The organism is Enterococcus caccae ATCC BAA-1240, from assembly GCF_000407145.1.
Classification (GTDB): Bacteria; Bacillota; Bacilli; order Lactobacillales; family Enterococcaceae; genus Enterococcus_L; species Enterococcus_L caccae.
The window spans coordinates 832,554-858,982 of record NZ_KE136472.1; the positions used below are offsets into that span (position 1 = coordinate 832,554).

Below are 26,429 nucleotides of genomic sequence, written 5' to 3' on the forward strand. Positions count from 1 at the left end.
AATACGCGTTTCAGTTATTGTTTCCTATTTTTCAATCAAGATGTGACGAGCCCACTCCGCTTTTAAATTAAGGAGGTTCATTTAATGGCAGAAAACGCACAAGAATTATTTGCAAAATTGATTGATCAAATTCAATTAAATGAACAAGAGCGGCAACATCCGCTTATTCAACAGGGGAGAATCGATAAAGTAGTTGTTCATCAACAAAGTCGCTTATGGGAATTCCATTTGGGATTCGCTGAGATTTTACCAGTAATGGTGTATCAATCGTTCATGCAACAATTAGAACTGGCTTTTCAGCAAATTGCTGGTGTGAGTGTAAAAATTTCAGCGGATAAAAGTGAATTTACAGAAGAACAATTGACGGATTATTGGCAATTAGCGTTACTGAATAATCAATGCGATACGCCTTTAGTTCAGCGCGTAATCAAGACGCAAACGCCTATTATTGAAGATAAAAAAATCATATTACCAGTAGATAATGACGCCGTTATTCCGTATCTCAAACAACAATATCTACCAATCATTGAAGACTTATTTGTAGCTTATGGATTTCAAAAGTTTCATATTGAGCCAAAAATGGATGAACAGCAAGCAAAACGTGTCCTAGCACTATTTGAAGAACGCAAACAAGAGCAAGATGCAGCATTCCAACAACAAGCAGCAGAATCGATCGTCAAACATGAACAAAAGAAAAAACAACAGCAACAACAAGGCCCAGTTCTTGAAGGGCCAATTCGTCTCGGAAGAAATATTCCAAATGATGAACCAATCATGCCGATGGGGAATATCCTAGAAGAAGAACGACGAGTGACAATAGAAGGTTTTGTTTTCGATGTGGAAGTACGTGAATTGCGTTCCAAACGAAAAATCTTGATTCTAAAGATTACGGATTATACTTCTTCATTTATTGTTAAGAAATTCTCGAATGGCGAGAAAGATGAACAAATTTTTGATGCAATCCAAAAACATAGCTGGGTAAGAGTTCGCGGAAGTATACAAGAAGATACTTTTATGCGCGATTTGGTTATGAACTGTCAAGATTTGATGGAAGTAAAACATGCGCCACGTAAAGATTATGCTCCAGAAGGAGACAAACGTGTCGAACTTCATTTGCATAGCAACATGAGCACGATGGATGCAACAAATAATGTTGCTGATTATGTTGCTCAAGCTGGGAAATGGGGGCATAAAGCTATTGCAGTGACTGATCATGGTGGTGCCCAAGCTTTTCCTGATGCACATAGTGCAGGGAAAAAGGCGGGGGTAAAAATATTATACGGTGTAGAAGCTAATGTTGTAGATGATGGTGTTCCTATTGCGTATAACGAAGCTCATATTGAATTAACAGATGCTACTTATGTAGTATTTGACGTAGAGACGACTGGATTATCCGCTGTCTATGACACAATTATTGAGTTAGCCGCGGTTAAAATGCACAAAGGAAATATTATCGATACGTTTGAACAATTTATCGATCCAGGTCATCCATTGTCACAAACGACTATTAATTTGACCGGTATCACAGATGAAATGGTCCGTGGGTCTAAATCAGAAGAAGAAGTTCTGCGCTTATTTAGAGAATTCTCAGAGGATACGATTTTAGTTGCCCACAATGCATCATTTGACATGGGATTCTTAAATACAAGTTACGGGAAATATGATATCCCTGAGGCAGAAAATCCAGTTATTGATACATTAGAATTGTCTCGTTATTTGAATCCTACTTTTAAGAGCCATCGTCTAAATACATTATCTAAAAAGTTCGGCGTTAATTTAGAACAACATCACCGTGCGATTTATGATTCTGAGTCAACTGGGCATTTATGTTGGATCTTTCTGAAAGATGCTAAAGAAAATCATAATATGAATTATCATGACGAACTGAATATGCATATTGGAGAAGGCGATTCTTATAAACGTGCCAGACCATTTCATGCAACGATTTTAGCGACAACCCAAGCAGGGTTAAAAAATCTCTTTAAACTAATTTCTATGTCTAACATCGATTACTTTTTTAGAATACCAAGAATTCCTCGTTCACAATTAAGTAAACTACGAGAAGGTTTGATCATTGGATCTGCCTGCTCAAGTGGTGAAATTTTTGAAGCAATGATGCAAAAAGGTGTCGAAGAAGCAAAGAATCGAGCGAAGTTTTACGATTATATCGAGGTGATGCCAAAAGCAGTCTATGCTCCTTTACTTGAACAAGAATTGGTGAAAAGTGAGGCCGACCTAGAAGAAATTATTGAAAACCTAGTAAAAATTGGTGATGAACTGGACAAACCTGTTGTTGCAACTGGAAATGTTCATTACTTAAATGAGGAAGACAGTATTTATCGTAAAATATTAGTTGGATCAATGGGAGGGGCGAATCCGCTCAATCGTCATAGTTTACCAGATGTTCATTTTAGAACGACAGACGAGATGCTGACAGCTTTTCAATTTTTAGGCGAAGAGACTGCACATCGAATCGTTGTAGAAAATCCTAATCTTATTGCGGACATGTGTGACGAAATCACTCCTGTCAAAGATGATTTATATACACCAAAAATTCCAGGTTCGGAAGATGAAATCAGAAACTTAAGTTATACTAGAGCAAAAGAACTATACGGAGATCCGTTACCAGATATTGTTGAAAAACGTTTGAAAAAAGAATTGGATAGTATTATCGGAAATGGATTTTCAGTTATCTACTTAATTTCACAAAAATTAGTGCATAAAAGTATGGAGGATGGCTATCTAGTTGGTTCCCGTGGATCTGTGGGATCTAGTTTTGTAGCGACGATGACAGGTATCACAGAGGTCAATCCTTTGGCACCACATTATCATTGTATCAACTGTAAGCATTCTGAATTTTTCGATGACGGATCTTATGGTTCGGGTTTTGATATGCCAGAGAAAAATTGCCCCAACTGTGGTCAACGATTGTTTAAAGATGGTCATGATATTCCGTTTGAAACCTTCCTAGGTTTCCATGGAGATAAGGTACCCGATATTGATTTGAACTTCTCTGGAGATTATCAAGCAGAAGCTCATAACTATACGAAAGTGTTGTTTGGTGAGGAATATGTATATCGAGCTGGAACGATCGGTACTGTGGCGGATAAAACAGCTTACGGATTTGTAAAAGGCTATGAACGAGACCACAATCTTCACTTTAGAGGAGCTGAAGTAGATCGGTTAGCCAAAGGATCTACTGGTGTGAAACGAACAACTGGACAGCATCCAGGAGGGATTATTGTTATCCCAGATTATATGGATGTCTATGATTTTACCCCAATCCAATATCCAGCGGACGACCAAAATTCTGAATGGAAAACAACTCACTTTGACTTCCACTCGATCCATGATAATATTTTGAAACTCGATATTTTAGGACATGATGATCCTACTGTTATTCGGATGTTGCAGGATTTATCTGGAATCGATCCCAAAACGATTCCAACAGATGATCCTGAAATGATGCGGATCTTTGCTGGTCCGGAAGTATTGGGTGTGACGTCAGAGCAGATCTATTCTAAAACAGGTACTTTGGGAATTCCTGAATTTGGGACTCGTTTTGTACGTGGGATGTTAGAGGAAACGCATCCATCAACATTTGCGGAGTTGCTGCAAATATCCGGATTGTCACATGGAACGGACGTTTGGCTGGGAAATGCTGAAGAACTGATTCGTCGTGGCGAAGCAAATCTAGCAGAAGTAATCGGTTGTCGTGATGATATCATGGTTTACTTGATTCATGCTGGTTTAGATAGTGGGATGGCCTTTAAAATCATGGAAACTGTGCGTAAAGGATTATGGAACAAAATTCCTGATGAATTAAGAGATGAGTATTTAACAGCTATGAAAGAGAACAATGTCCCAGATTGGTATATTGATTCTTGTTCTAAAATTAAATATATGTTTCCAAAAGCCCATGCGGCAGCATATGTTTTAATGGCGTTACGTGTTGCGTACTTTAAAGTATATTTTCCAATTCTTTACTACTGTGCTTATTTCTCAGTGCGTGCAGACGATTTTGATCTTGTTGCTATGTCACAAGGAAAAGAAGCGGTAAAAGCACGGATGAAAGAAATCCAAGATAAAGGTTTGGAAGCATCTACAAAAGAAAAAAATCTATTAACGGTTTTAGAACTTGCCAACGAAATGATTGAGCGCGGCTTTAAATTCGGTATGATCGATTTATATAAATCAGACGCTGAGAATTTTGTGATTGATGGGGATACATTGATTGCGCCATTTAGAGCTGTCCCCAGCTTAGGACTTAACGTAGCCAAATCAATCGTTGAAGCAAGAGAACAACCATTCTTGTCTAAGGAAGATCTTGCAAGTCGAGGGAAAGTTTCTAAAACATTGATTGAATATATGACTGAAAATGGGGTCTTAAAAGATTTACCAGATGAAAATCAATTATCATTATTTGATATGTTATAAAAAGACAGAGCAAGGTGTGAATACTTAGCTCTAAAATAAACAGGAAATGCCATAAAATTATTTTGATAATTTTATGACATTTCCTTTTTTTTGATGAATAGATTCCCCTATAACAATGTTATTAAATCAATCCTTGCTAGTAAAAATTAGATAAAATGTTAGTTTGTTTTGAGCACTAAATGATTCAGGTTTGGCGAGTGGAAAATGTGGATTATTTGTTATAATAATCTAAATGCAATAAGTTAATAGATGGGAGTTTTTAATATAATGATAAAAAGGTATTTTAGTTATGCAGTAATGTTTATAGGATTGGTAGTGTATGCAAACACAATGCTTTCAAGTGTTGCTGAAGCGGCTGAAGTTTGGTTACCAGAATCTACCTATTGGCTAGATTCAATGAAAAATGAAATACCAAAAGAAAATACGTTTGCCCCGATGTGGTCAAGTAAAAGTGAAATAATAGATCATTCAGATGGAGTATTTGTAGATAAAGAGGGACAAGGGAAGTATTTCCCCAGAGAAGGAAAGATTCCATTTGCAACAAAAAAGGAAGAATGGATAAAGGTGTCCAACATTGGGTATTATAATAATTCTAACATAAATATGAAAATGACATTCAAGACTTCTAAGCCAGCTCAGGATGATTCTGGACAATCTATAGACGATCAGCTGGTAAATATAGTAGGTATAAAAAATTATTTAGGAACAATTTATATCCATAAAAGTGCTGAATCAGCAAAACTCACATTTGAATTTTTTGATGATCAAGATAAACCAATCAACGTCTCTGGATATTGGTCATTTAAAAATCTAATTAGGGGGACTAGATTTCAAATTAATAAAAATTGGGTAGATAAAATCTATAGTGTTAGTCGCTCGTTCGTTGAAGATGGTGCCATTCGACCAGTTATTATCAAAGTTGAGGAAAATAACGAATATTTGTTGATACGTAGTACTGAAAAAAGACAAGATCTAGTTAATGGAATAGAGTCTCTTCAAAGCCAAGCAGTAATGACATATACTAACCAAAATAAAATAGAGTTTACTGTAAAAACTGAATCAGATACCCCTTATATCGATTTTGGTTATAGTTATACGAATAAAATCCTTCCCAAAATAGAGTATCCGGCACCAGTGGGGAAAGAACAAACCGTAAAGTCCATTACAAAAGACAGTGTAATTAATCAGGAGTTTAGCCAATATCTTCCGTATCAATCCGTAAAAAATAGAACAAAAGAGATAGGTTGGGAAATTGATGCCCAAACAGTTGATTCATTGGTACCAGGAGATTGGAAAGTAACGAATGAAACTGGTACGGACAGTATAGCCTTGTTTTCTATCACGACTACTAATGGAAAAACAACGATTAAAGCTAAGGATAAATCACAAAATGAGTTATATGGTCATTATTTCTATTTTGAAAGAAAAATTGATTTTTCAAAAATCCCAATTGACGAAACTTTGTTAAAAGATCAAGAAGGTGGGAAATACCTTGATACTACTGGCACAGTCGTTCTGAATACCGGTGATGACTCTAGATTAAAAACAACCTTTAAAACTAGTATTAATTTTTTAGCCAAGGTTAATTATCACTATTTAGATCAAGAAACAACTAAACCGATTCCCAATTTACCAGATACCGTAAAAACTGAGATGTCAGGTTTAATTACACATTCATATCCGTCACTAAATGAAGAGATAATTCCAGAATATACTTATTTATCCACAACGCCAACAAATAGTGCAGATCAATTGATTCAGTATACTCAGGAAGATGTTTCATTTCTTTATGGGAAATTGAGCATAAAGTCAAAAAAAATATCGGTACCTTTAGGTATGGATACAACTAAATTTAGTCAAAATCAATTAAAAGACGCTGTTGAATCTATTAAATTAGGAGAAAATGAAATTACTAATTATGAAATAAGTATCCTAAAAGCAGCCGACACATCTATGATTACAAATGATAAACGGTCTTCAAAAATGACGCTTAAGATTAAGTCAACCTTGGAAGGGAAACTTATAGAGACCTATTTCGATGTTTTAGTAGAGGTAAACTGGGGAAATTCAGTTGTACTAGGAGGCAGTGGGACAAATGTCAATCAAAACATAGGCGAATCAACATTCGCTTTGACACTCCATGAGGACAGTAATCAGAAACCTTATTTAACTGGAAGCTACGGAAATATGACAGTGGATAAAGATACGCCTTTAGATAAAAATAATGAAGGGGATAGCCCTTATTACCAAGTCACTTATTTAGACATGAATAAAAAGGCTTCTGGTGTTGAGAATGCTACTGAAGTGTATAGTCAACCACTAGCTTCTACCGATGTATTTCTTAATGCATCAAATCAATCAACTCCATTTGAAATGTTAGAGCAATTTAAGCAAAAAGTAACGGAATCAAATGGTCAATTATCTGTTAATTATGACGATGTTATTGGTATATACGTCACACCAAAACTGCAACAGGCAATGTATACGAACGATCAAGGTCCGCTACAACCTTTAAAAGACTTGCCTAATCAACAAACAGTATTTTATAAAATTACAAAATCTGGATTTGTTCCGTTGAATTTAGATCATTTAGCAAGCAAAAATGTTTCAATTGTATCAAAAGAAACAGAATCAAAAGCAAACTATGATGCTCATTATACTAAAGCTGGAATTGAAGAATATTTCAACATTCCTACAAATAATGCGGAGTATAAAAAAATAATTGGACAGGGGTTCAAAACCTATCCTAAATTAAATTTAGCAGTTAACGAAGAATCAACAGGACATATTTATATAGCCGAGCAGCTAAGTGAAACCAATGATAAATATCTGAAATATTCTTATGAAGTAGTATTTAGAGGAATTGGACCTGATATCCAATTTGAAAAAATTGAAGCATTAAATTTTGGAACGCCAGAAATTAAATCACAACAACAAGAAATACATCAAAAAAATACGGAGTGGCAACTAAATATTCGAGATAATCGTTTAAATAAAACAGCTTGGGAAATTCAAGCGCGTATAACCCAGCCATTCCAAGCCAAGGTTGGAGATACAATTAACGAGCTCAAAGGAGCTATGTTAAAGTTGAAAGATAATAGCAAGACAATTTTCTTGAATCAAAAAATGCAAAAAATTTATGTGAAAGACAGTCCTGAAACAAGCAACATTATTCAGTGGAAGGGTTCAGACGGTATGTATCTAAGTGTTCCACCAGGGAAAATCAAAAAGGACCTATCATATCAAACAGAAGTAGAATTTTTATTGAGTGTAGGACCATAGTTTAACAAAAATAAGTTGTTGGAGTTACAGGAATTGACTCTTATTTAAATACCAAAAAATCGATTTAGACCTATTTTTCTTGTTATGTTAGCTGAGAAGAAAGGAGATAAATCGATTTTTTTATATAGTAGAAAAAACATATTTCTTTTTTTGAATAAAAATAGTAAGAATCGCGCACTGATAGTAAATGTTTATAAAAACAGTAATAATAACACTAGACCTTTAATTTTTTTGTTTAGTAGCATATAATAGGAAAGGGTTAATTGAAAGCACACAATGATACTTTTCATGGTACAATAGCATGGAACGAATCACTACAGGAGGGACCACTATCATGGTGAAAGAAAAAACAAGATATAAAGCTGTGATTGCCGATCATACATATACGATCATCGGGCAAGAAAGCAAACAACATATGGATTTAGTAACGAAATTAGTCAATGAACAATTAGCAGAAATCAAGCACATCTCGCCTCAAACCAATGATGAACAAGCATCAGTTTTGTTAGCGATAAATGCAATTTCAGATCAAGTTAAAAAACAAGAAAAAGTTCTTAATTTAGAAAAAGAAGTAGCAGAGCTGAAAAAACGCACCATTCGTTTGGCAGAATTAGAAAATCGTATTAAACGAATCGAAACGATTGAAGAAGAAGCAAGAGATGTTCTCAAAAAGAACGGTCAAGAGGATGTAGAGATCCATAACCATATGGAAGCTCAGCAAATTTTAAATGAAAATCGTAAACAACAAATTCAAAGTAAAAGCACTCAAGACCAATAATCTGAGAGGATGACAGGATGTTAACATTACTTATTTTACTACTATTAGCCATTGGTTTTTATACAGGTGCTAGACGTGGGTTGATTCTGCAAGTTTTATATACCTTTGGTTATCTTGTTTCATATTTTATAGCTAAATCGTATTATAAGAGTTTGGCTTCGCATTTGGAATTGTTCATCCCGTATCCTTCACCAACAGCTGATACTAAATTAGTCTTTTTCAATCAAGAAATCACGCTTGATTTGGATCAAGCTTTTTATGGAGCGGTCGCCTTTTTATTGATAGTAGTTGCAGGGTGGCTAGTTGTACGCTTTTTGGCCATTTTTGCCCACGGATTGGTTTTTATTCCGGTATTAAAGCAAGCAAATTGGTTGGCGGGCGGATTGATAAGCTTGGTAGTAATTTATGTTGGTATATTCTTGGTATTGAGTATGTTATCAATGGTGCCAGTTGATGCAGTTCAAAACCAATTTAAAAACAGTGGGTTAGCAAGCTACATTGTTAAATATACACCTATTTTTTCTAAACAAATCTATCATTTGTGGATTGAGCAAATGATTAAATAAACAATAATCTTATGAGCAGTTACTGAAAAGGAAGTTGTTCATCATTAGTCTTACAAGAACAGAAGGTGAAAAAATGAATACACGAATTTTAACGACATTAGGTTTTGATAAAGTGAAACAGTTGATTTCTCAATCTATTGTGACAGCTCAAGGGATAGACGAAGTCGAGCAGTTATCTCCTGTCAATGATAGAACGAGCATACAAGCTTGGCTTGAAGAGACCGAAGATGGAATGAAAGTCCAACGCTTGCGTGGTGGAATTCCCATTCCAAAATTAGAAAATATTCGTCCTCACATGAAACGGATCGAAATAGGTGCCGATTTGAATGGTATCGAGTTAGCTCAAGTTGGACGTGTGTTATCAACGACTTCAGAAATTATTCGCTTTTTTGATGACTTAAAAGATAGTGAGATTGAATTACTAAGACTCTATTCATGGATTGATCAACTAATTGTGTTACCTGAATTGAGCCGTAGGTTAAAAGAAGCGATCGATGAAGATGGTCGAGTGACGGATGATGCTTCGCCAGAATTAAAAATGATTCGTAGCAATATTCGTAAAAGTGAACAGACGATTCGTGAGCAATTAGATGGTATTGTTCGAGGGAAAAATGCTAAATATTTAAGTGATGCAATCGTCACGATGAGAAATGAGCGCTATGTTATCCCAGTGAAGCAAGAATATAAGAGTGTATTCGGTGGTGTAATCCACGATCAAAGTGCTTCTGGACAAACTTTATTTGTTGAACCTAAACAAATCGTTGAGTTGAATAATCGCTTACGTCAACATCAAATTGCGGAGCGCAACGAAATCGAACGGATTTTAGCTGAGCTCTCTGCAACGTTGGTTCCTCATCGAAATGATATCCTGCACAATGCATATGTTATCGGTAAATTAGATTTCATAAATGCAAAAGCTCGTTTTGGCAAGGAATTAAAGGCGATTGTTCCGCAAATCAGTGAAGAAAATCATATTGTTTTTAAGCAAGCAAGACATCCACTTTTAGATCAGGAAAAAGCTGTTCCAAATGATATTATGATTGGACAGGATTATCAGGCTATTGTGATCACAGGTCCAAATACAGGTGGTAAGACAATTACATTGAAAACATTGGGACTCCTTCAATTGATGGGACAATCTGGTTTACCTATTCCAGCAGCTGAAGAAAGTTGTATGGGAATCTTTGATGAAATTTTCGCAGACATAGGGGACGAACAATCGATTGAGCAAAGTTTAAGTACATTTTCTTCTCATATGACGAATATCGTTGATGTTTTGAAAAAAGTGGACAATCATAGTTTAGTATTATTTGATGAGTTAGGCGCGGGTACTGATCCTCAAGAAGGGGCAGCATTAGCGATTTCGATCTTAGATGCATTAGGTAGTAAAAGTGCCTATGTAATGGCCACGACTCATTATCCTGAGCTAAAAGTGTACGGCTATAACCGTGCAGGTACAATCAATGCTAGTATGGAATTTGATGTAGATACACTAAGCCCAACTTATCGCTTGTTAATCGGTGTACCAGGGCGCAGTAATGCATTCGAAATTTCAAAACGTCTTGGTTTAGAAAGTACAATCATCGATGAAGCCAAACATATCATGGATGGTGAAAGCCAAGATTTAAATGAAATGATCGCAGATTTAGAAAATCGTCGCAAAATGGCAGAAACTGAATATTTAGAAGTTCGTCACTACGTCGATGAAGCGGAGCGATTGCATAGAGAACTAAAGGAAGCGTATAGTTACTTTTTCGATGAACGTGAAAAAGAAATGGCGAAAGCACGTCAAAAAGCGAATGAATTGGTTTCTCAAGCGGAAGCACAAGCGAGCGATATCATATCTGATATTCGTAAGATGCAGTTGTCAGGTGGAAATCAAGGTGGTATAAAAGAGCACCAACTGATTGATGCAAAGTCAAAATTATCTCAACTTCATCAAGAAGAAAACCATTTAGAAAAAAATAAAGTATTGAAAAAAGCCAAGGAACAAAAGAAATTAAAATCAGGTGATGAAGTTATCGTTAATACCTATGGTCAACGTGGCACGTTAATCCGCAAGTCCGGAGATGCTGAATGGCAAGTACAATTGGGGATTTTAAAAATGTCGGTTAATGAAAGTGACATGACACCAGTTGCGCCAGAGAAAGAACCAACACAAAGAGTAACAGCCGTGCGCTCAAGTGAAAGTAGTCATGTAGCAAATCAACTAGATTTACGCGGGAAACGTTATGAAGAAGCATTATCTGAAGTTGATCAATATCTAGACGCTGCGATTTTAGCAGGTTATCCTCAAGTTACGATTGTTCATGGTAAAGGAACTGGTGCTTTGAGAACTGGGATAACGGAGTATCTTAAAAATCATCGGTCTGTTAGTAGTTTCGAGTTTGCTCCAGGCAATCAAGGCGGTAATGGTGCAACAATCGTAAAATTTAACTAATATGCTTACCTTTAGTAAGCAATAAACTAGTCGAATGGTTGAACGAGTGCTATAATTGATTTAGACGTAAAAAAGTAGGAGGTCTATAATATGACACAAGTAATTACAGATAAAGATTTTTCAGCAGAAACAGATAGTGGTCTTGTTTTAATTGATTTTTGGGCAACTTGGTGTGGTCCTTGTCGTATGCAATCACCAATTTTAGAACAATTAAGTGAAGAGTATGACGAAAGTGAAGTTAAAATCACGAAGATGGATGTTGATGAAAATCCTGAAACACCAGCGTCATTTGGAATCATGAGTATTCCAACATTATTATTGAAAAAAGACGGAGAAGTTGTAGAAAAAGCAGTAGGTGTTCATTCAAAAGAACAACTACGTGCATTGATCGACAAGTATCTGTAATATTTAATGTTAAAGTTAATAGAGAGGCTTATTTTGCTTAAGCTTTTCTTCACTTAAAATTTAATTGAATTTTTATGTGGTTGGGATTTGGCTCTCTGAGTTAGTTCCTAGCCACTTTTTTATGCTTAACTTTAAACAAAATGGTATAATATAGTTTATCAAGAAAAAGAAAGGAAGTATTATGAACGAAAGAATCAAAAATAAATTAGCCTTACTTCCTGACCAACCAGGTTGTTACTTGATGAAAGATAAAAATGGTACAATCATTTACGTTGGGAAAGCAAAGGTACTAAAAAACCGCGTACGCTCTTATTTTACAGGTAGCCATGATACAAAAACAGAACGGCTAGTCAGTGAAATAGAAGATTTTGAATATATTGTAACAGAATCAAATATTGAAGCCTTACTATTAGAAATAAATTTGATCCATAAAAATGATCCTAAATATAACATTATGTTGAAAGATGATAAAAGTTATCCTTTCATTAAGATTACAAATGAGGATTACCCACGATTGCTGATTACTAGAAAAGTGTCAAAAGATAAAGCCTTGTATTTTGGTCCATATCCCGATGTCGGTGCAGCCAATGAAACAAAACGCTTGCTGGATCGCCTGTTTCCTTTAAGAAAATGTCGAGTACTCCCGAAAGAAGTGTGTCTTTATTATCATATGGGACAATGTTTGGCTCCTTGTGTTTTTGATATCCCTAAATCAACCTATACGAAGATGGTGGCAGAAATCAAAAGCTTTTTAAATGGAGGACATCCTGTTATTCAAGAAGAAATTCAAAGAAAAATGGCTGAAGCAGCAGAAAATATGGAGTTTGAAAAAGCTGCAGAATACCGTGATCAGATAAAAGCAATTGAAACAGTGATGACTCGTCAGAAAATGACAAATGCTGATTTAGTTGATCGTGATGTTTTCGGTTATGCAGTTGATAAAGGCTGGATGTGTGTTCAAGTATTCTTTATTCGCCAAGGGAAATTAATTGAACGAGATGTGTCCATTTTTCCGTTTTATAACGAAGAAGAGGAAGATTTTTTAACCTTCATTGGACAGTTTTATCAAGAGAATGAGCATTTTATTCCAAGAGAAGTGCTAATTCCAGATAATATCGATATCGCAAGTGTGGAAGCAATGTTGTCTACTAAAGTCCTACAACCACAACGCGGCGAAAAAAAGAAATTAGTCAAGTTAGCGGGGAAAAATGCTACAGTCGCTTTACAAGAAAAATTTGACTTGATTGTGCGTAAACAAGAACGTACCATTGGTGCAGTTGAAAAATTAGGAAATGCTATGAATATTCCAGCTCCAATCAGAATTGAAGCCTTTGATAACTCGAACATTATGGGGACTGATCCTGTTTCAGCAATGGTCGTTTTTATTGATGGTCGTCCAGATAAAAAGGAATACCGTAAATATAAAATAAAAACAGTTAAAGGTCCTGATGATTACGCCTCAATGCGTGAAGTGATTTATCGTCGATACTCAAGAGTTCTAAAAGAGAATTTGCCTTTCCCAGATTTAATTGTGATCGATGGAGGGAAAGGACAAGTCGATGCTGCGAAGGAAGTATTGGATAATCAATTAGGCTTAGATATTCCTATCGCTGGACTGGCTAAAAATGATAAACATAAAACGAGTGAACTGTTGTTTGGTTCTGATTTAGAAATTGTGCCTTTAGAACGAAATTCTCAAGAATTCTTTTTGCTGCAACGAATACAAGATGAAGTCCATCGATTCGCAATTACTTTTCATCGGCAATTACGAAGTAAAAATAGCTTTTCTTCACGTTTAGATGATATTGAAGGATTAGGGCCTAAACGAAAGAAAGAGTTGCTAAAAAAATTCAAATCATTAAAAAATATTACCGAAGCTTCAGTTGAGGAATTAAATGCATCCGGTTTGCCGAAAAATGTCGCGAATAATGTCTATGCTCATTTACATCAAGTAAAAGTAGAGACTGAAGAAGATAATCAATAGAGTAACAATAGAAAGGGCTAAAATTATTTCGATGATTTTAGCCCTTTCTATTGTTACAACACACTGTTTTATTGTTTATCAAGAAAATAATTTTATCTTTAAAGAAACGTTTGACAGCATAATTGAAGTTCGTTACTATATCAATAGGTGATATAAAGGGGCAAGATATCATGGAAGATACACTGACGGACGCCACTTATTTGATTATGTTAGCATTACTAAAACCGCAACATGGCTATGCTATCATGAAAGAAGTGAATAATTTAACAAATGGGCAGGTAAGTATTGGTCCGGTAAGTATGTATACAATTAAAAAAAGTTACAAAAAAACGAGTTTATTACATTGGAAGAAAGTAATGAACGGAAAAAAACATATTTCATTACTGATAAAGGACTTGAGAGTTTAAAAAAGGATATTGAGCGCCGTAAACTTCTTTATCAAGCTGGAGACCGTCTGATGGCTGGAAAAGGAAGAAATGAATGAAAATGTTTAAGGGAAAGAGATACCTTTTTCTAGTAGGATTGCATTTTACCCCAAGAAGGTAATACAACTTTAAAAAAAAATCAAAAAAGGTTGGCACTTTAAAAAAATGAACAAAGTTGGGTTTCTTGTTTTTGAATAAGGTGTCCCTGAGGAAAAAGAGTGTTCAGTAGATTTTTTTACTGGTTTACCAGAAAAATTGTCAGAATATTTAGTAATCTATAAGAAAGCTAGTTGGGAAAACTTTGCGAATTATAGAGGGAACTATTCTTATTTTAAAACTAGTTACGCTACACTAATAATTTATTCGGATACTGAAAGTTATTGGGCTCGTATGAAGAATGAGTGGATATGGTTATTAGTGCATACTCTGATATATTTGCCTGTAGGAATGAGCTTACTTTTATTCATCTTATCAGCAAAAAATTCTCAAAATACTATGGGAACAATTATAGCGCTTCGTGAAGTGCTACTCTTTTTAGTCATGCTAGATATCATATTACCAATTGGTGTAGATATCAGTGTAGCCTTTTCATTCAATTTTTATAGAGATCAAACAAAATAGTCTAACCAGCCAGAACGATTTGTCAAAAGGCAAAAATTCCTAGAGACTTTGTGATTTTAGCAATGGTTAGTTTTATTATTGGTTTATTGTTCAGTATCTTATTAAAGGATTCTTTTTAAAAAATAGTATCACGTGGTAAAATTTGGTAAAGATTAAAATAGGTAGTTCACTTTTTCACTAAAGTGTTGATCTAAATTGAGTATAGGAGGATGAGAAATGTTAGAAGTAAAAAATTTGGTTAAAACATTTGGGGATTATACAGCTGTAGACAATATATCTTTTGAAATTCCAGATGGAAAAATACTGGGGTTGATTGGACAAAATGGTGCAGGTAAAACAACGACATTTCGTTTGATTTTAGACTTTTTAACTCAAGACAGCGGAGTTGTACTATGGAATGGACACCAATTAAGTGGGAAAGATTATAATGACATTGGCTACTTACCAGAGGAACGTGGATTATATCCAAAGGTCTCAATTCAGGAGCAACTAATTTATTTTGCAGAGCTACGAGGGAAGTCGAAAAAAGAAATCGAACCAAAAATAGACGAATGGATGGAAAAATTCAAAGTTAAAGGAAAAAAAACAGATAAAGTAAAGTCACTTTCTAAAGGGAACCAGCAAAAAGTACAGTTGATTGCCACGTTGATCCATGAACCAAAATTGGTTATTTTGGATGAACCTTTCAGTGGATTAGATCCAGTCAATGCAGAACTTTTAAAAGATGGGATTATTGCATTAAAAGAAAAAGGCTCATGTGTCATTTTTTCCAGTCATAATATGGATAATGTTGAAAAAATTTGTGATCATCTTGTCATGTTAAGAAGTGGAAAAATGGTGCTAAATGGTAAAGTCCATGAAATTCGTGAAAGCTTTGGGCGTACGAAAGTCTTTTTGGAATCACCATTAAGTCCAGAAGATGTTCTAGCAATCGATGGTGTGGAAAAAGCAGTAAAACGAGGAGATGGCATTGTCGAAGTAACACTAACTGATCCCAAAGCTGGGCAAGAAATTTTTGCACGGGCAACACAATTTGGTTATATTCCAATGTTTAATCAGCAACCGCCGACCTTAGAAGAGATATTCAAGATGAAAGCAGGTGAGCCAAATGAGTAAATTTTGGATTATAGCAAGTGATGTTTATAAAAAGAACGTTAAATCAGCATCTTTTGTAATTATGATCTTGGTGCCATTTATTGTTATGGGAATTATTTATGCAGCTGGTTCATTAGCAGGTGGATTTTCTGAAGAGACAAAAGTTGGACTAGTTTCTGATAATCAAGAATTGGCGTCGCAGTTGGCAAAATCAAAAACAGAAGATTATACGTTTAAAATAGTATCATCTCAAAAAGAGGCAGAAAAGCAATTGAAAGAGAAGGATATTGAAGCTTTTCTTGTCTTAAATACTGAAAGTGAGCAAGTTCAAGGAAAATTATATGCTGAATCATCATTAGGCACAATGACTGAAATGATGATGAGTCAAATGCTTAACGGATTGCAATCTTCTTTGAGTGCAAGTAAATTGAACTTGACAGCAGATCAATTGGCGAGTTTGAGCCAACCTGCAAACTTTGAAAAGACAAAAGTTAGTTTTGATGATAAAGGGAAAATGATGACAGGTGAAGATAATACAGGGATTCAATCTGCTATGTCATTTGTTATAACGATCATTCTCTGGGTAATCATCATCACATATGCATCTATTATTGCACAAGAAATCGCTTCTGAAAAAGGAACGCGAATCATGGAAGTAATTCTATCAAGCACTAAAGCCCAAACTCATTTTTATGGAAAATTAACTGGAGTTATTTTAGTAGCCTTGACCCAAATTGTTATTTATGCAGCAGCATTTGGAATTGGTTACTCACAGTTAAAAAATTTAGATATGGTAAAAGGCTTGTTGGAAGGACTTTCTTCTACAAATATATTGGGAAGTTTCTTATACTTCACTTTGATATTCTTTGTTTTAGGTGTATTAGTTTATTCTGTCTTAGCAGCACTATGTGGCTCATTAGTTTCTAAGCCAGAAGATACGGCCAAAGCGGTTCAGCCAATCATCTATATTGCGATGATTGGGTACTTCATCGGGATTTCATTAGGAACGACTGATCCGCAAAATATTGTCATCAAAGTATCTTCCTATATTCCATTGATTTCATCATTCATAATGCCAATTCGTTTAGCAAGTGAAACGGTGACAAATACAGGGGCAATGATTTCAGTGTTAATTCTTGCAGTATTTTGTGTTTTATTGACAATGTTTTCAGCAAAACTCTATAAATCAAATGTTTTGGTTTATAGCGAAGGTGGCGTGATGAAGTCATTGAAACAATCAATCTCAATTTTAAGAAACGAACGAAAAAAACAGTAAGATAAACAAAAAAGAGCAATGAAGAAAAAAACTTCATTGTTCTTTTTTTTGTTTTCGTAAAGGAACAGTCTGTCTTTCAATAAGTTGGACACGCATTTCTTGTTCGGGAATTGTTTCTTTATTTAATTGATTGTGAATATAAATGAATGAATTTTCAGCTTGAAGCTTGATGGAATAATCTACAGTGGTAATATGCATCAACCGACTAATTTCACTATTATCAAATCCGATTACGGCAACATCTTCTGGAATCGAGTATCCTAAAGTTTGAAGCTCAGAGATAAAACCAGCGGCGACAGAATCAGTATAAAAGGCCATTGCATCTGTTTTATTGTTCATTTCATGCCATAAATGTGCAATATTACGCCCATTATCAATTCTCGATTTATCTTGAAAAATCCATTCGTCGTTTATCAGCATCTTTTTTTCTTGATGAAAATCATCAATCGCTTTTAAACGCGCTTTTGTGTTTAAATTTTCAAAATTCCCTAAAACGTGTCCAATTGAACGATAGCCTCTCTGATAAAGATAATCTAATGATCGAAGATATCCTGAATAATGATCGATGTAAGAAGAATAGATTCTTTCAGAATCAATACGATGCCAAGTGGCAATAGGGCCATAAAGACTGTAGGGTTCAATAACTTCCCACTTATTTGCTCGAGTTAAAATAAAGACACCATCTAGTTGTTTATACTTCAATTGATTTAAGGCATCGATTTCTTTTTTCTTATCCCCATCTGTAAAATATAAGGTCACATAGTAGTTATAACGCTTTGCGATTGAAATAAAACTTTGAAGAAAAACGCCCAGCGGATCAATAAAGCCTTGTGCAAGAAAACCAATCGTTTTTGTTTCACCACTTTGAAGATTACGTGCAATTAAGTTAGGAGAATACGATAACGCTTCCATTGCTTCTAGCACTTTTTTTCGACTTTCTTGACTAACATAACCATTTCCGGAAATAACCCTAGAAACAGTTGATTTTGATACTTGAGCTTTTTTGGCAACATCAATAATTGTGGTCATTTTAACACCTCGCTAATCAATCTAGTGTAATCTAACTAAATAAAAAGGCTTTTCCTTTTTAAGTATAACATAAAAAGAATAAAAAAAGAGCTTGACATGGGAACATTCCCACAGATTATGATAAGAATGTAAACGATGTCAGAACATATTCTGAACAAAAAATCAGGAGGGAAACATATGACAAGAAATGCATTGAAAATCGCAACAATTGGTGGAGGATCAAGCTACACACCAGAATTAATTGAAGGCTACATTAAAAGAAAAGATGAATTACCAATCAAAGAAATTTGGTTAGTTGATATTGAAGCAGGAAAAGAAAAATTAGAAACAGTTGGAGCTATGGCCAAACGTATGGTCAAAGCTGCTGGTTTGGACTGGGAAGTTCATCTGACATTAGATCGCCGAGCTGCGTTAAAAGATGCAGATTTTGTCTCGACACAATTTCGTGTAGGTTTACTTGATGCGCGAATCAAAGATGAACGTATTCCGTTGTCACATGGTGTGCTTGGCCAAGAAACGAATGGGGCAGGAGGCATGTTTAAAGCGTTCCGTACGATACCAGTAATCCTTGGAATTATCGAAGATATGAAAGAATTATGTCCAGACGCATGGCTTGTCAATTTTACAAATCCTGCGGGGATGGTTACAGAAGCAGCTATAAAGCACGGTGGTTGGAAAAAAACAGCTGGTTTATGTAATGTACCAATTGGTCACAGAAAGCAAGCAGCTGAAAAATTAGGAATTCCCGAAGAGGATTTATTCTTTAAATTTGCAGGTATTAATCACTTCCACTGGCATCGGGTTTGGGATAAACAAGGAAATGAACGGACGCAAGAATTGATTGACTTGATTTATGGTCCTCAAGAAGATTCTGAAAGTCATTTGAAAAATATTCATAACGCGCCATTCCATTATGAACAAATTAAAGACTTAGGTATGTTGCCATGTGGTTACCATCGTTATTATTATATCGAAGATGAAATGTTAAAACATTCGATTGAAGAATTTGAAAAAGGCGAAACAAGAGCACAAGTTGTAAAAGAAACTGAAGCTCGTTTGTTCGAACTTTATAAAGATCCAAACTTAGATTATAAACCAAAGGAACTAGAACAGCGTGGTGGAACACACTATAGTGATGCTGCATGTGAATTGATTGCGTCCATTCATAATGACAAACGTACTGATATGGTCGTGTCAACTGAAAATAATGGTACGATTACAGACTTACCTTATGATTGCGTAGTTGAAGTTTCCGGACCTGTGACAGCTCATGGTCATGAACCATACAATTGGGGCGCATTCCCGCCAGCTGCTCGTGGCATTATTCAAGTTATGAAGGGAATGGAGGAGACAGTGATTCGGGCTGCGATTGATGGTGATTATGGGGCAGCATTACATGCATTTACGATTAATCCCTTAGTACCAGGCGGATCGATGGCTAAAACGTTGCTAGATGAGTTATTGATTGCGCATAAAGATCATCTACCAAACTTTGCTGACGCTATCACTAAGATTGAAACAGAACAACCCGACACAGTAGCATACGTTACTGAATTAATGAAAAGTAATTAGACAATAAAAAAGAACAAAATCAAACGAACATGTTTGATTTTGTTCTTTTTTATTGCATCATTCATGCTTCAGTAACCTTTGTTGAATGACAGTATTGAGCTCAAGCCACATCCGTTCATCAAGAAAACTATTAACAAAGAAAAATGTTTGATTTTCTTTTTCTTTGTGCTTTTCAAAATTATCTACAATAGCAATATCCGCTTCATCTATGTCTTTCGTAAAGTTTATAGATTTAGGATTAAAAATCGTTAAAAGCTTATTTTTAATAAAAATCGAACCAAAATTATTGCTGCTATATTGGATATAAATGTTAATCTGAGAATTTAAAAACATATCCGTCAAGATGCTTAATAACATACATAGTCCAAAGTTAAATGAAGAATCAAGAGTAAATACAGGATGATTTTTTCTGAATTTTTTATAAAAACGATAAATTTTTGGATGTTTTTTTAAATATTTTTTGAAAAATTCTGTGTTGCCTTGTTCACTAATCATGATTTGTCTGAAGAAATACATTGGATTGATTTCGAAAAATGTACAATAAACGAGCCCGATAAGTAAGTAATAGAAAATACTGGTTTTTTCTTTAGTGGTCATAAGAGTAATGGGAAAAAATTCTTTTTCATATTCGTTAATAAGTAGTTCGCTAGAGAGAACTAAAGAAGATGATCGTGGAAATTTATCAAAAAGCATGATCTTTTCTTTGGGTGAATCGATATCTGAGATGAAACTACGAAGCATTAAATTAAAGAATAAATGTTCGTCTTCTGATATAAAGTATCTTTTTACGAGTTTAGAAATTTCTGTTGTCTTTTCAAAAGGCTTTAATATATTTTTTATTTCTACAGGTAAATAGATTGGATAGTTATGCTGTCTCATGATTGTAATACCCAACATCAATTTTATCCGTTTGATGACAGATGCGGAATAGCGTTTCTCCAAACTTTCTATCAAATCTGGGCATGTAAATACACAGCTAAGTTCAGATTCAAAAGGAACGATGATCCCTCTATAGGCATTCCAATAAAAATAGAAACAAAACATTCTTAAATGTTTTTCTTCACCACATAAATTTTCATTTGAGTGAAATACTAATTTTATATGAAAGCTTTCAAGCTGTATGTTTAAAGCATTTATTTGTTTGTAAAGGTAAGGGATACTTACAAACAAATCATCTGCTAATTCATCAGCGGTTAAGTAGCTTTTAGAAAGAATAGTGGATATGATCTTGAACTGTAAAGAATCATTCAAATAATGGAGCCTTAGTGTGACAACTAAGTAATCAAGTTTGAAATCTGAATGATTGTTTAGCTGCACTCCCCCTGAATATTTTTCAAAAACAATCATTTTTAGCTTTTCATTTTTTTTAATATCTGCTTCTAATTCATTAAAATATCGTTTTAAAGTGCTTAAGGAAATGTCTAAAAAACGTTGGAGATCCGTGAATGAAACCTTTTCACCATCGTTAAAAATCAATTCTTTAAAAAGTTCTAATTTCTTCTTACTTTTATCATTTAAAAAAAATTCCATTCATATACGTCCTTTATTAGTAGTTTTCCGTGGAATTATAGAGTAGAAAAAAAACAAAGTCAATGAATTCTGACTTTTATTGAATTTTATTTGTTTTTAATTTGTTATTTTTTGTATTGTAAAAGCTTCATAATAATAATATCAATATGTTTTTTTAGTTATTTTATCTAAAAAAGGTCTGAAATGTGTTCAGTTTTGGATTTTCAAAAAAAAACCTTATGTTTTATGATAATAAAGTAACACGAAAAAGAAAATAATTTAATCAAATATACCGGAAACTCATTTAATATATTTAAATAATATTTGTTAAATCTGAAAATAATATTTTTTTGATGGATAAAATGAGAACTGGGGCAAAAAGGGGGTACTATGAAATATAAAAACTTTATTTTCTTTAGTATAGTTTTTGTCGCTATATCATTGTTTCAGTTTCCTAAAATGATTGAAGCGGTAAATGACAATACTGAAATCGGGTTGAACTTTAATAATGATGTATCTACTGGAAGTGGTTCGACTTCAAGTGATTCGATCTCAAGTTCAACAATTGAAAGTAGTACAAGTGAAACATCGCAGACTAGTACCTATGAATCAAATAACTAAAAAGGAATTTGTAGAATCGAAGACAAAAAAATAACAAAGTCTTGTCTTGATAGGCTTTTACCTGATATTGGAACGCTACGGAATCTTCTATACGTAATTTAGGGCTGTCTAGTTTTAATACTTGTTTTCGTGTTTGTTGATTTCAAACTCTATAAGGTGTTCAAAAATAATGCTCTAAATAGGGGATGAACAGATGAAAAATAAAAAGTAGTATTTGTTATCAATCTCAGCAATTTCGTTGAGTGCATGTACTCTAAATTATTTCTCTAAAGACCGAAGTAGACAAAGTGGTAAAAGTAGATGCTTGAAAATGGGTCATAATGAAAAGGGGGGGATAGATGAAAAAAAACGAGCAGTTTTAATTCCTATAATGCAGTTAAGCGATGGCGCGTGAAGTAGGAGGAAAGAAGATGAATAAAAAGAAATGGTGTCTTACCTCAGTACTGATTATTGAGTGTACTACTTTTATGATTCTATTTTATCCAAAGAACGAAGTCAAAACAGTTTTGAAAGCAAAAGAGAGCGAGAAAATTGTCAATTTCCAAATGAAAACAGAAGAGGCTCCACCAGCAGTAACCGACCAAACAGTTCTTTCGAAGTACAATTTGATAAAAAAATTCGAAGGGTATTCTAGGTATATGGCTAAACCATGGAGTCTTACTAGTGCATGGGATGGATCAACTTCTCAGAGTCTTTTAACTAGCGGCGTGTGGGCAAACGCAAATGTTCGGAAGATTTCGTTTAGCATTAACGGAGATATTAGTAGTGCTGGTCTTGTAAAAACTACAATCCGTACAATACCTAATCACTATTATCAATTTTCGACCCAAATAACTGCAAGTGCTTATTCTGGTAGTGAAGCAAGATATGCCTTTGATTGGTTATCGAATTCAGATGTGAATAGTCCAGTCTCTATTTATTCAGACTACAGGGAATTAAAAAATCGTGGTTTCGGACCTACAGATGTTTCAAAAATTGTTCAAGCAAAGACAGAAGAAATGACGCTTGATTTTAGCATTGCTGCGTTATGGGGAGCTTATTCATACGTATATTTTTCTAACCTCTCCATTGTTGATTTAAACCAAGGAACTGAAGAATCCCGATCTAGTATTAATGCGTTGTTCACAGATAGTACACACACAGAATTAAAACTGTCGGCGACGCAAACAGAAATTGATAAGGCAAAAAAATCAATTGAAACAATCGTCAATCAAACGACGAAAACAGAATTAACAAAGGAACTAGCCAAAGCTCAAGCTTTGCTGGACAAAATTACGATGAGCTTGGCGATTCCAACAGAATTGGTCAATGATTCGAAAAATGAACTAAGTCATACCATCAAAGGGAAAACCTATCCAAATTCCTTTCTTCAATTTTCAGGAAGTAGTGCCTTTCCAGTGGGAACCTTAAGCTCAGAAGTGGCGGAGGATTCAAAAAAATACCAGATTCGCGCAGATGCAGAAGGGAACTTTAGCTACTCACTACCAGAAGGAAAGTATTTTAAGTGGAATGAAAAAATCACCGTGACGAGCATGTTGAGAGGAAAAACGACTTCTGAAACACGGCAAGTCAAGGATAACACCCCACCAGAGAAACCGACATTAAATGCAATCAAAGACCAAACTGGAACCATTTCAGGCCAGGCGGAAGCGGGAGCCACGGTCACGATGTATGATAAATCGGATGCAACTGTGTTTTTAACAGGAACAGCTGGGACGGATGGTCAATATTCATTGGTTGTACCAGAAGCTAAAAAACCGTTAGTTCCTTATAAAACGTATTATGTTATTGCAACAGATGCCGCAGGGAATGTCAGCGTTGCTTCTGTTTCTCAGATTGTCGCCGATACCACACCACCAAAAGCTGCAGCGGTGAAACAAGAGTTAACCCTAGGTGATAAGCTGCCATCCATCGATAAAATGCTTGCGAATGTTTCAGATAACGCTGGGACGGCTGGTTTAACCATTAAACAAACCAGAACACCAGATATTTCTAAAACAGGGTATAAAACGGCTGACATCACATTGACTGATAAAGCAGGAAATACTCTCGTTGTTGTTGTACCAATCATCGTAAAAGATTCTTTGACATCAATGGATAGTAAAAACCTACTGAAAGCCGATGATTTCTCAGCTTTAGCCATTGATTTACCGGAAACAGCGGCAGAGCAAAAGGCCTTTATTTTAAAACACGGAGCAGTTGAGGCGTGGGACTTAGATAAAGGGCAGTTGATCAATGACAAACTTGTCTATAATCAAGGAAGCTTAAAAAAAGAACCTGGGGAGTACTCAATTACGGTAACTATCGGTAATTTGTCACGAGTATTTAAGGTGAAGCTATTAGATGGAAGTTTGTCTTTTGAAAAAAAGGTAGACAACTTAGCGTTTGGAACCCGAACAATTGCATCGAAAGAGCAGTTTGTACTTTCAGAAAATAAGTTAAGTATTTCTGTAAATGATACTCGGTTTAAAGTAAATAAATGGCGTTTATTAGCAAAGGTCGATCATCCACTGAAAACCAAAGACGGGTTGACTTCAGCGAGTAGTTTAGTCTATCGCTCGTACGAATCAGGTAAGGTTGTAGATACAAAACTAACCGAATTAAATACTCCGATGTATGAACCAAGTAAATTAAACAACGGTGTTATTCAAGTGGACTTTACGAAAGAAAAAGACAAAGAAGTGGTGTTGGATGTCCTACCTGGAAGTGTTCGCTCAGGTAAAGAATATTCCACTCAAATAATATGGACACTTGAAAATGGACCATAGTGAGAGAGGAGGAAAAAATGAAAAAGATGAGAAGAACGTTTATGGTGTTAATTTTTATATTGCTAGGTGGGGTCAGTGTTGAAACGACATCTGTTTTGGCTGATAGCAGTATAGGGAATAAATCGGAAGCAGAAATTTTTTACACTGAAAACACGGATGTCACCCCTCCGATAGATCCCGAAAAGCCAGATGAATCAACAGAAATTGTTTCACCAATTCCTGTTCAACCAGGAACATCTGGACCGTTAAGCGTTGATTTTGCTCCTCATGTTATTTTTGGGGAACATGATGGGTCAAAAGAAAATGATATTTATTATGCAAAATTAACAAAGATTAAAAAAAAGGACGACGGTTCAGAACAAGAGGTCCCAAATTTTCTTCAATTGACCGATAATCGAGGGAAAAAAGCTGGATGGCGATTAACAATTAAGCAAAATGGACAACTCAGAAATGGCACACATGTATTAAAAGGTGCGGAGATATCTTTAAATAATATTACGTTATTTTCTCCACACTCTGGACGAGAACCAATTGCTATAGACAGTGTTCGATTAGACCCTGACAGCATGGAGCCAACAGAAGTATCTCGTTCGACTGAAACCACGGGGAAGGGAACTTGGATGATTATGTTTGGTAAAGATAAAGAAGAAAGTAAAAAAAGCATACAAGTCAAAGTTCCTGGGTCGGTCGAAAAAAAGAAAGGTAACTATACAACTTCCTTAACTTGGGAGTTGATTGATACACCTATATAAAAACTCAAAGGAGAAAAAAACATGATATCGAAAAAGAATGCAGTATTCACTACTACAGGGGTCGTAACATTTGCTAGCTTATTACTAGGAACAGCCTCTGCTTTTGCAGAAACAGAGACTGGAGGAAACGAGGTTAAACCGCCAATAACGATCCAATCTCCAGTGCACTCCGAAGCAGAAATTTCATTTGAACAAAATGAGACAGAGGTAACACCTCCTGTTGGGCCAGGTGGTGAAGAAATTGAAAAACCAGGCGAGGGTGAAACTGGCGGTGAAACTGGGATGGTAGGTCCCTTAACGATTGATTATATCACGAAACTTAATTTTGGCGCTGTAAAAGTATCTGGTAATACAACGACTTATCATGCAAAATTAGCAGAACTTAAATTAAAAGATATTGTAGAGCCAAAAAAAGTACCAAACTATGTTCAAGTTACAGATAATCGTGGTACGAATGCAGGTTGGCAGTTACAACTTAAGCAAGATTCGCAATTCCAAGCAAAAGACAAGGATAATAAAGTTACTGAACTTACAGGTGCAGAACTTTCACTCAACAATCCTGTACTGAAGTCAGTACAAAAAGGATCAGAATTTGCACCACTAGGGATTAGTCAAAAGCTTATTCCAGGTGCTGCCGCTGTAACGGTTGTTGATGCTGCTGCTGGTAAAGGAATGGGAACTTGGCACTATTCATTAGGAGATACTAATGAACAAGCGGCTAAGAGTGTTTCATTAACTATTCCAGGCGATACTGCAAAATTAGCAAATGTAGCGTATAAAACGGTATTAACATGGACATTAGTAGATGCGCCAGAAAAATCAGAAGTTTCACCAGAGGTTACACCATAAAAGAAACATCAATAGGGGAT

At 35.2% G+C, this 26,429-nt stretch carries 17 protein-coding genes and 1 pseudogene; 16 read left to right on the forward strand and 2 right to left on the reverse strand.

What is annotated here, in order from left to right:
- Window positions 1–84: 84 nt before the first annotated feature.
- The 11 genes and pseudogenes from I580_RS03760 (at window position 85) to I580_RS03810 (ending at window position 17,309) form a co-directional block, all read left to right on the forward strand.
- Window positions 85–4,437, forward strand: a complete 4,353-nt coding sequence (locus I580_RS03760) for a PolC-type DNA polymerase III (RefSeq protein ID WP_010772639.1) — start codon at window positions 85–87, stop codon at window positions 4,435–4,437.
- A 267-nt stretch (window positions 4,438–4,704) separates the two neighbouring features.
- The gene (locus I580_RS03765; RefSeq protein ID WP_010772638.1) at window positions 4,705–7,719 is read left to right on the forward strand and encodes a hypothetical protein; all 3,015 of its coding nucleotides are present in this window, start codon (window positions 4,705–4,707) and stop codon (window positions 7,717–7,719) included.
- Between the two features lie 334 nt (window positions 7,720–8,053).
- Window positions 8,054–8,497 carry a cell division protein ZapA gene (gene zapA / locus I580_RS03770; protein WP_010772637.1) on the forward strand — a complete coding sequence of 148 codons (444 nt, stop codon included), beginning with the start codon at window positions 8,054–8,056 and terminating at the stop codon, window positions 8,495–8,497.
- 17 nt (window positions 8,498–8,514) lie between these two features.
- A complete protein-coding gene (locus tag I580_RS03775; RefSeq protein WP_010772636.1) occupies window positions 8,515–9,063 on the forward strand; it encodes a CvpA family protein in 549 nt (182 codons plus the stop codon).
- Between the two features lie 73 nt (window positions 9,064–9,136).
- The gene (locus tag I580_RS03780) at window positions 9,137–11,503 is read left to right on the forward strand and encodes an endonuclease MutS2 (protein ID WP_010772635.1); all 2,367 of its coding nucleotides are present in this window, start codon (window positions 9,137–9,139) and stop codon (window positions 11,501–11,503) included.
- A gap of 90 nt (window positions 11,504–11,593) precedes the next feature.
- Window positions 11,594–11,908: a thioredoxin gene (trxA, locus tag I580_RS03785; protein ID WP_010772634.1), complete on the forward strand. Its 315-nt coding sequence runs from the start codon at window positions 11,594–11,596 to the stop codon at window positions 11,906–11,908.
- Window positions 11,909–12,089: 181 nt separating this feature from the next.
- Window positions 12,090–13,892, forward strand: a complete 1,803-nt coding sequence (gene uvrC, locus I580_RS03790) for an excinuclease ABC subunit UvrC (RefSeq protein ID WP_010772633.1) — start codon at window positions 12,090–12,092, stop codon at window positions 13,890–13,892.
- 170 nt (window positions 13,893–14,062) lie between these two features.
- Window positions 14,063–14,299, forward strand: a complete 237-nt coding sequence (locus I580_RS03795) for a helix-turn-helix domain-containing protein (protein WP_010772632.1) — start codon at window positions 14,063–14,065, stop codon at window positions 14,297–14,299.
- Between the two features lie 234 nt (window positions 14,300–14,533).
- Window positions 14,534–14,938: pseudogene (locus I580_RS17435) on the forward strand (hypothetical protein); the annotation flags it as partial.
- A gap of 216 nt (window positions 14,939–15,154) precedes the next feature.
- Window positions 15,155–16,054 (forward strand): ABC transporter ATP-binding protein, encoded by a 900-nt coding sequence (locus I580_RS03805; RefSeq protein WP_010772630.1) that lies wholly within the window; start codon window positions 15,155–15,157, stop codon window positions 16,052–16,054.
- Window positions 16,047–17,309, forward strand: coding sequence for an ABC transporter permease (locus tag I580_RS03810; RefSeq protein WP_010772629.1), 1,263 nt, complete (start codon window positions 16,047–16,049; stop codon window positions 17,307–17,309). The genes I580_RS03805 and I580_RS03810 overlap by 8 nt, the downstream gene beginning before the upstream one ends.
- Before the next feature lie 33 nt (window positions 17,310–17,342).
- Here the strand turns inward: I580_RS03810 and I580_RS03815 are convergent, their stop codons facing one another.
- Complete coding sequence (locus tag I580_RS03815; protein ID WP_010772628.1) at window positions 17,343–18,338, reverse strand: LacI family DNA-binding transcriptional regulator; 996 nt, start codon at window positions 18,336–18,338, stop codon at window positions 17,343–17,345.
- A gap of 177 nt (window positions 18,339–18,515) precedes the next feature.
- Between I580_RS03815 and I580_RS03820 the strand changes: the two genes are divergently transcribed.
- Complete coding sequence (locus I580_RS03820) at window positions 18,516–19,910, forward strand: 6-phospho-beta-glucosidase (RefSeq protein ID WP_010772627.1); 1,395 nt, start codon at window positions 18,516–18,518, stop codon at window positions 19,908–19,910.
- Window positions 19,911–19,967: 57 nt separating this feature from the next.
- On the opposite strand, the gene I580_RS03825 is transcribed toward I580_RS03820, so the two are convergent.
- Window positions 19,968–21,440 (reverse strand): helix-turn-helix domain-containing protein, encoded by a 1,473-nt coding sequence (locus I580_RS03825; protein ID WP_010772626.1) that lies wholly within the window; start codon window positions 21,438–21,440, stop codon window positions 19,968–19,970.
- Window positions 21,441–21,809: 369 nt separating this feature from the next.
- Here I580_RS03825 and I580_RS16425 point away from each other — a divergent pair, with 369 nt between their 5' ends.
- The 4 genes from I580_RS16425 to I580_RS03845 all read left to right on the forward strand — a co-directional run bounded on the left by I580_RS16425 (window position 21,810) and on the right by I580_RS03845 (window position 26,409).
- Window positions 21,810–22,040, forward strand: coding sequence for a hypothetical protein (locus I580_RS16425; RefSeq protein ID WP_010772625.1), 231 nt, complete (start codon window positions 21,810–21,812; stop codon window positions 22,038–22,040).
- Window positions 22,041–22,450: 410 nt separating this feature from the next.
- The gene (locus tag I580_RS03835) at window positions 22,451–24,808 is read left to right on the forward strand and encodes a toxin Cry1Ac domain D-VI-related protein (protein WP_016249789.1); all 2,358 of its coding nucleotides are present in this window, start codon (window positions 22,451–22,453) and stop codon (window positions 24,806–24,808) included.
- A gap of 17 nt (window positions 24,809–24,825) precedes the next feature.
- Entirely contained in the window at window positions 24,826–25,560 is a 735-nt protein-coding gene (locus tag I580_RS03840) for a WxL domain-containing protein (RefSeq protein ID WP_016249790.1), read from the forward strand.
- A 21-nt stretch (window positions 25,561–25,581) separates the two neighbouring features.
- Window positions 25,582–26,409: a WxL domain-containing protein gene (locus I580_RS03845; RefSeq protein ID WP_010772621.1), complete on the forward strand. Its 828-nt coding sequence runs from the start codon at window positions 25,582–25,584 to the stop codon at window positions 26,407–26,409.
- Window positions 26,410–26,429 lie beyond the last annotated feature (20 nt).

Excerpts from the sequence above, each read along its gene's own strand:
- I580_RS03760 (WP_010772639.1), top strand. The coding sequence starts at position 85 with ATGGCAGAAAACGCACAAGAATTATTTGCAAAATTGATTGATCAAATT.
- I580_RS03765 (WP_010772638.1), top strand. The coding sequence starts at position 4,705 with ATGATAAAAAGGTATTTTAGTTATGCAGTAATGTTTATAGGATTGGTA.
- zapA (WP_010772637.1), top strand. The coding sequence starts at position 8,054 with ATGGTGAAAGAAAAAACAAGATATAAAGCTGTGATTGCCGATCATACA.
- I580_RS03775 (WP_010772636.1), top strand. The coding sequence starts at position 8,515 with ATGTTAACATTACTTATTTTACTACTATTAGCCATTGGTTTTTATACA.
- I580_RS03780 (WP_010772635.1), top strand. The coding sequence starts at position 9,137 with ATGAATACACGAATTTTAACGACATTAGGTTTTGATAAAGTGAAACAG.
- trxA (WP_010772634.1), top strand. The coding sequence starts at position 11,594 with ATGACACAAGTAATTACAGATAAAGATTTTTCAGCAGAAACAGATAGT.
- uvrC (WP_010772633.1), top strand. The coding sequence starts at position 12,090 with ATGAACGAAAGAATCAAAAATAAATTAGCCTTACTTCCTGACCAACCA.
- I580_RS03795 (WP_010772632.1), top strand. The coding sequence starts at position 14,063 with ATGGAAGATACACTGACGGACGCCACTTATTTGATTATGTTAGCATTA.
- I580_RS03805 (WP_010772630.1), top strand. The coding sequence starts at position 15,155 with ATGTTAGAAGTAAAAAATTTGGTTAAAACATTTGGGGATTATACAGCT.
- I580_RS03810 (WP_010772629.1), top strand. The coding sequence starts at position 16,047 with ATGAGTAAATTTTGGATTATAGCAAGTGATGTTTATAAAAAGAACGTT.
- I580_RS03815 (WP_010772628.1), bottom strand. The coding sequence starts at position 18,338 with ATGACCACAATTATTGATGTTGCCAAAAAAGCTCAAGTATCAAAATCA.
- I580_RS03820 (WP_010772627.1), top strand. The coding sequence starts at position 18,516 with ATGACAAGAAATGCATTGAAAATCGCAACAATTGGTGGAGGATCAAGC.
- I580_RS03825 (WP_010772626.1), bottom strand. The coding sequence starts at position 21,440 with ATGGAATTTTTTTTAAATGATAAAAGTAAGAAGAAATTAGAACTTTTT.
- I580_RS16425 (WP_010772625.1), top strand. The coding sequence starts at position 21,810 with ATGAAATATAAAAACTTTATTTTCTTTAGTATAGTTTTTGTCGCTATA.
- I580_RS03835 (WP_016249789.1), top strand. The coding sequence starts at position 22,451 with ATGAATAAAAAGAAATGGTGTCTTACCTCAGTACTGATTATTGAGTGT.
- I580_RS03840 (WP_016249790.1), top strand. The coding sequence starts at position 24,826 with ATGAAAAAGATGAGAAGAACGTTTATGGTGTTAATTTTTATATTGCTA.
- I580_RS03845 (WP_010772621.1), top strand. The coding sequence starts at position 25,582 with ATGATATCGAAAAAGAATGCAGTATTCACTACTACAGGGGTCGTAACA.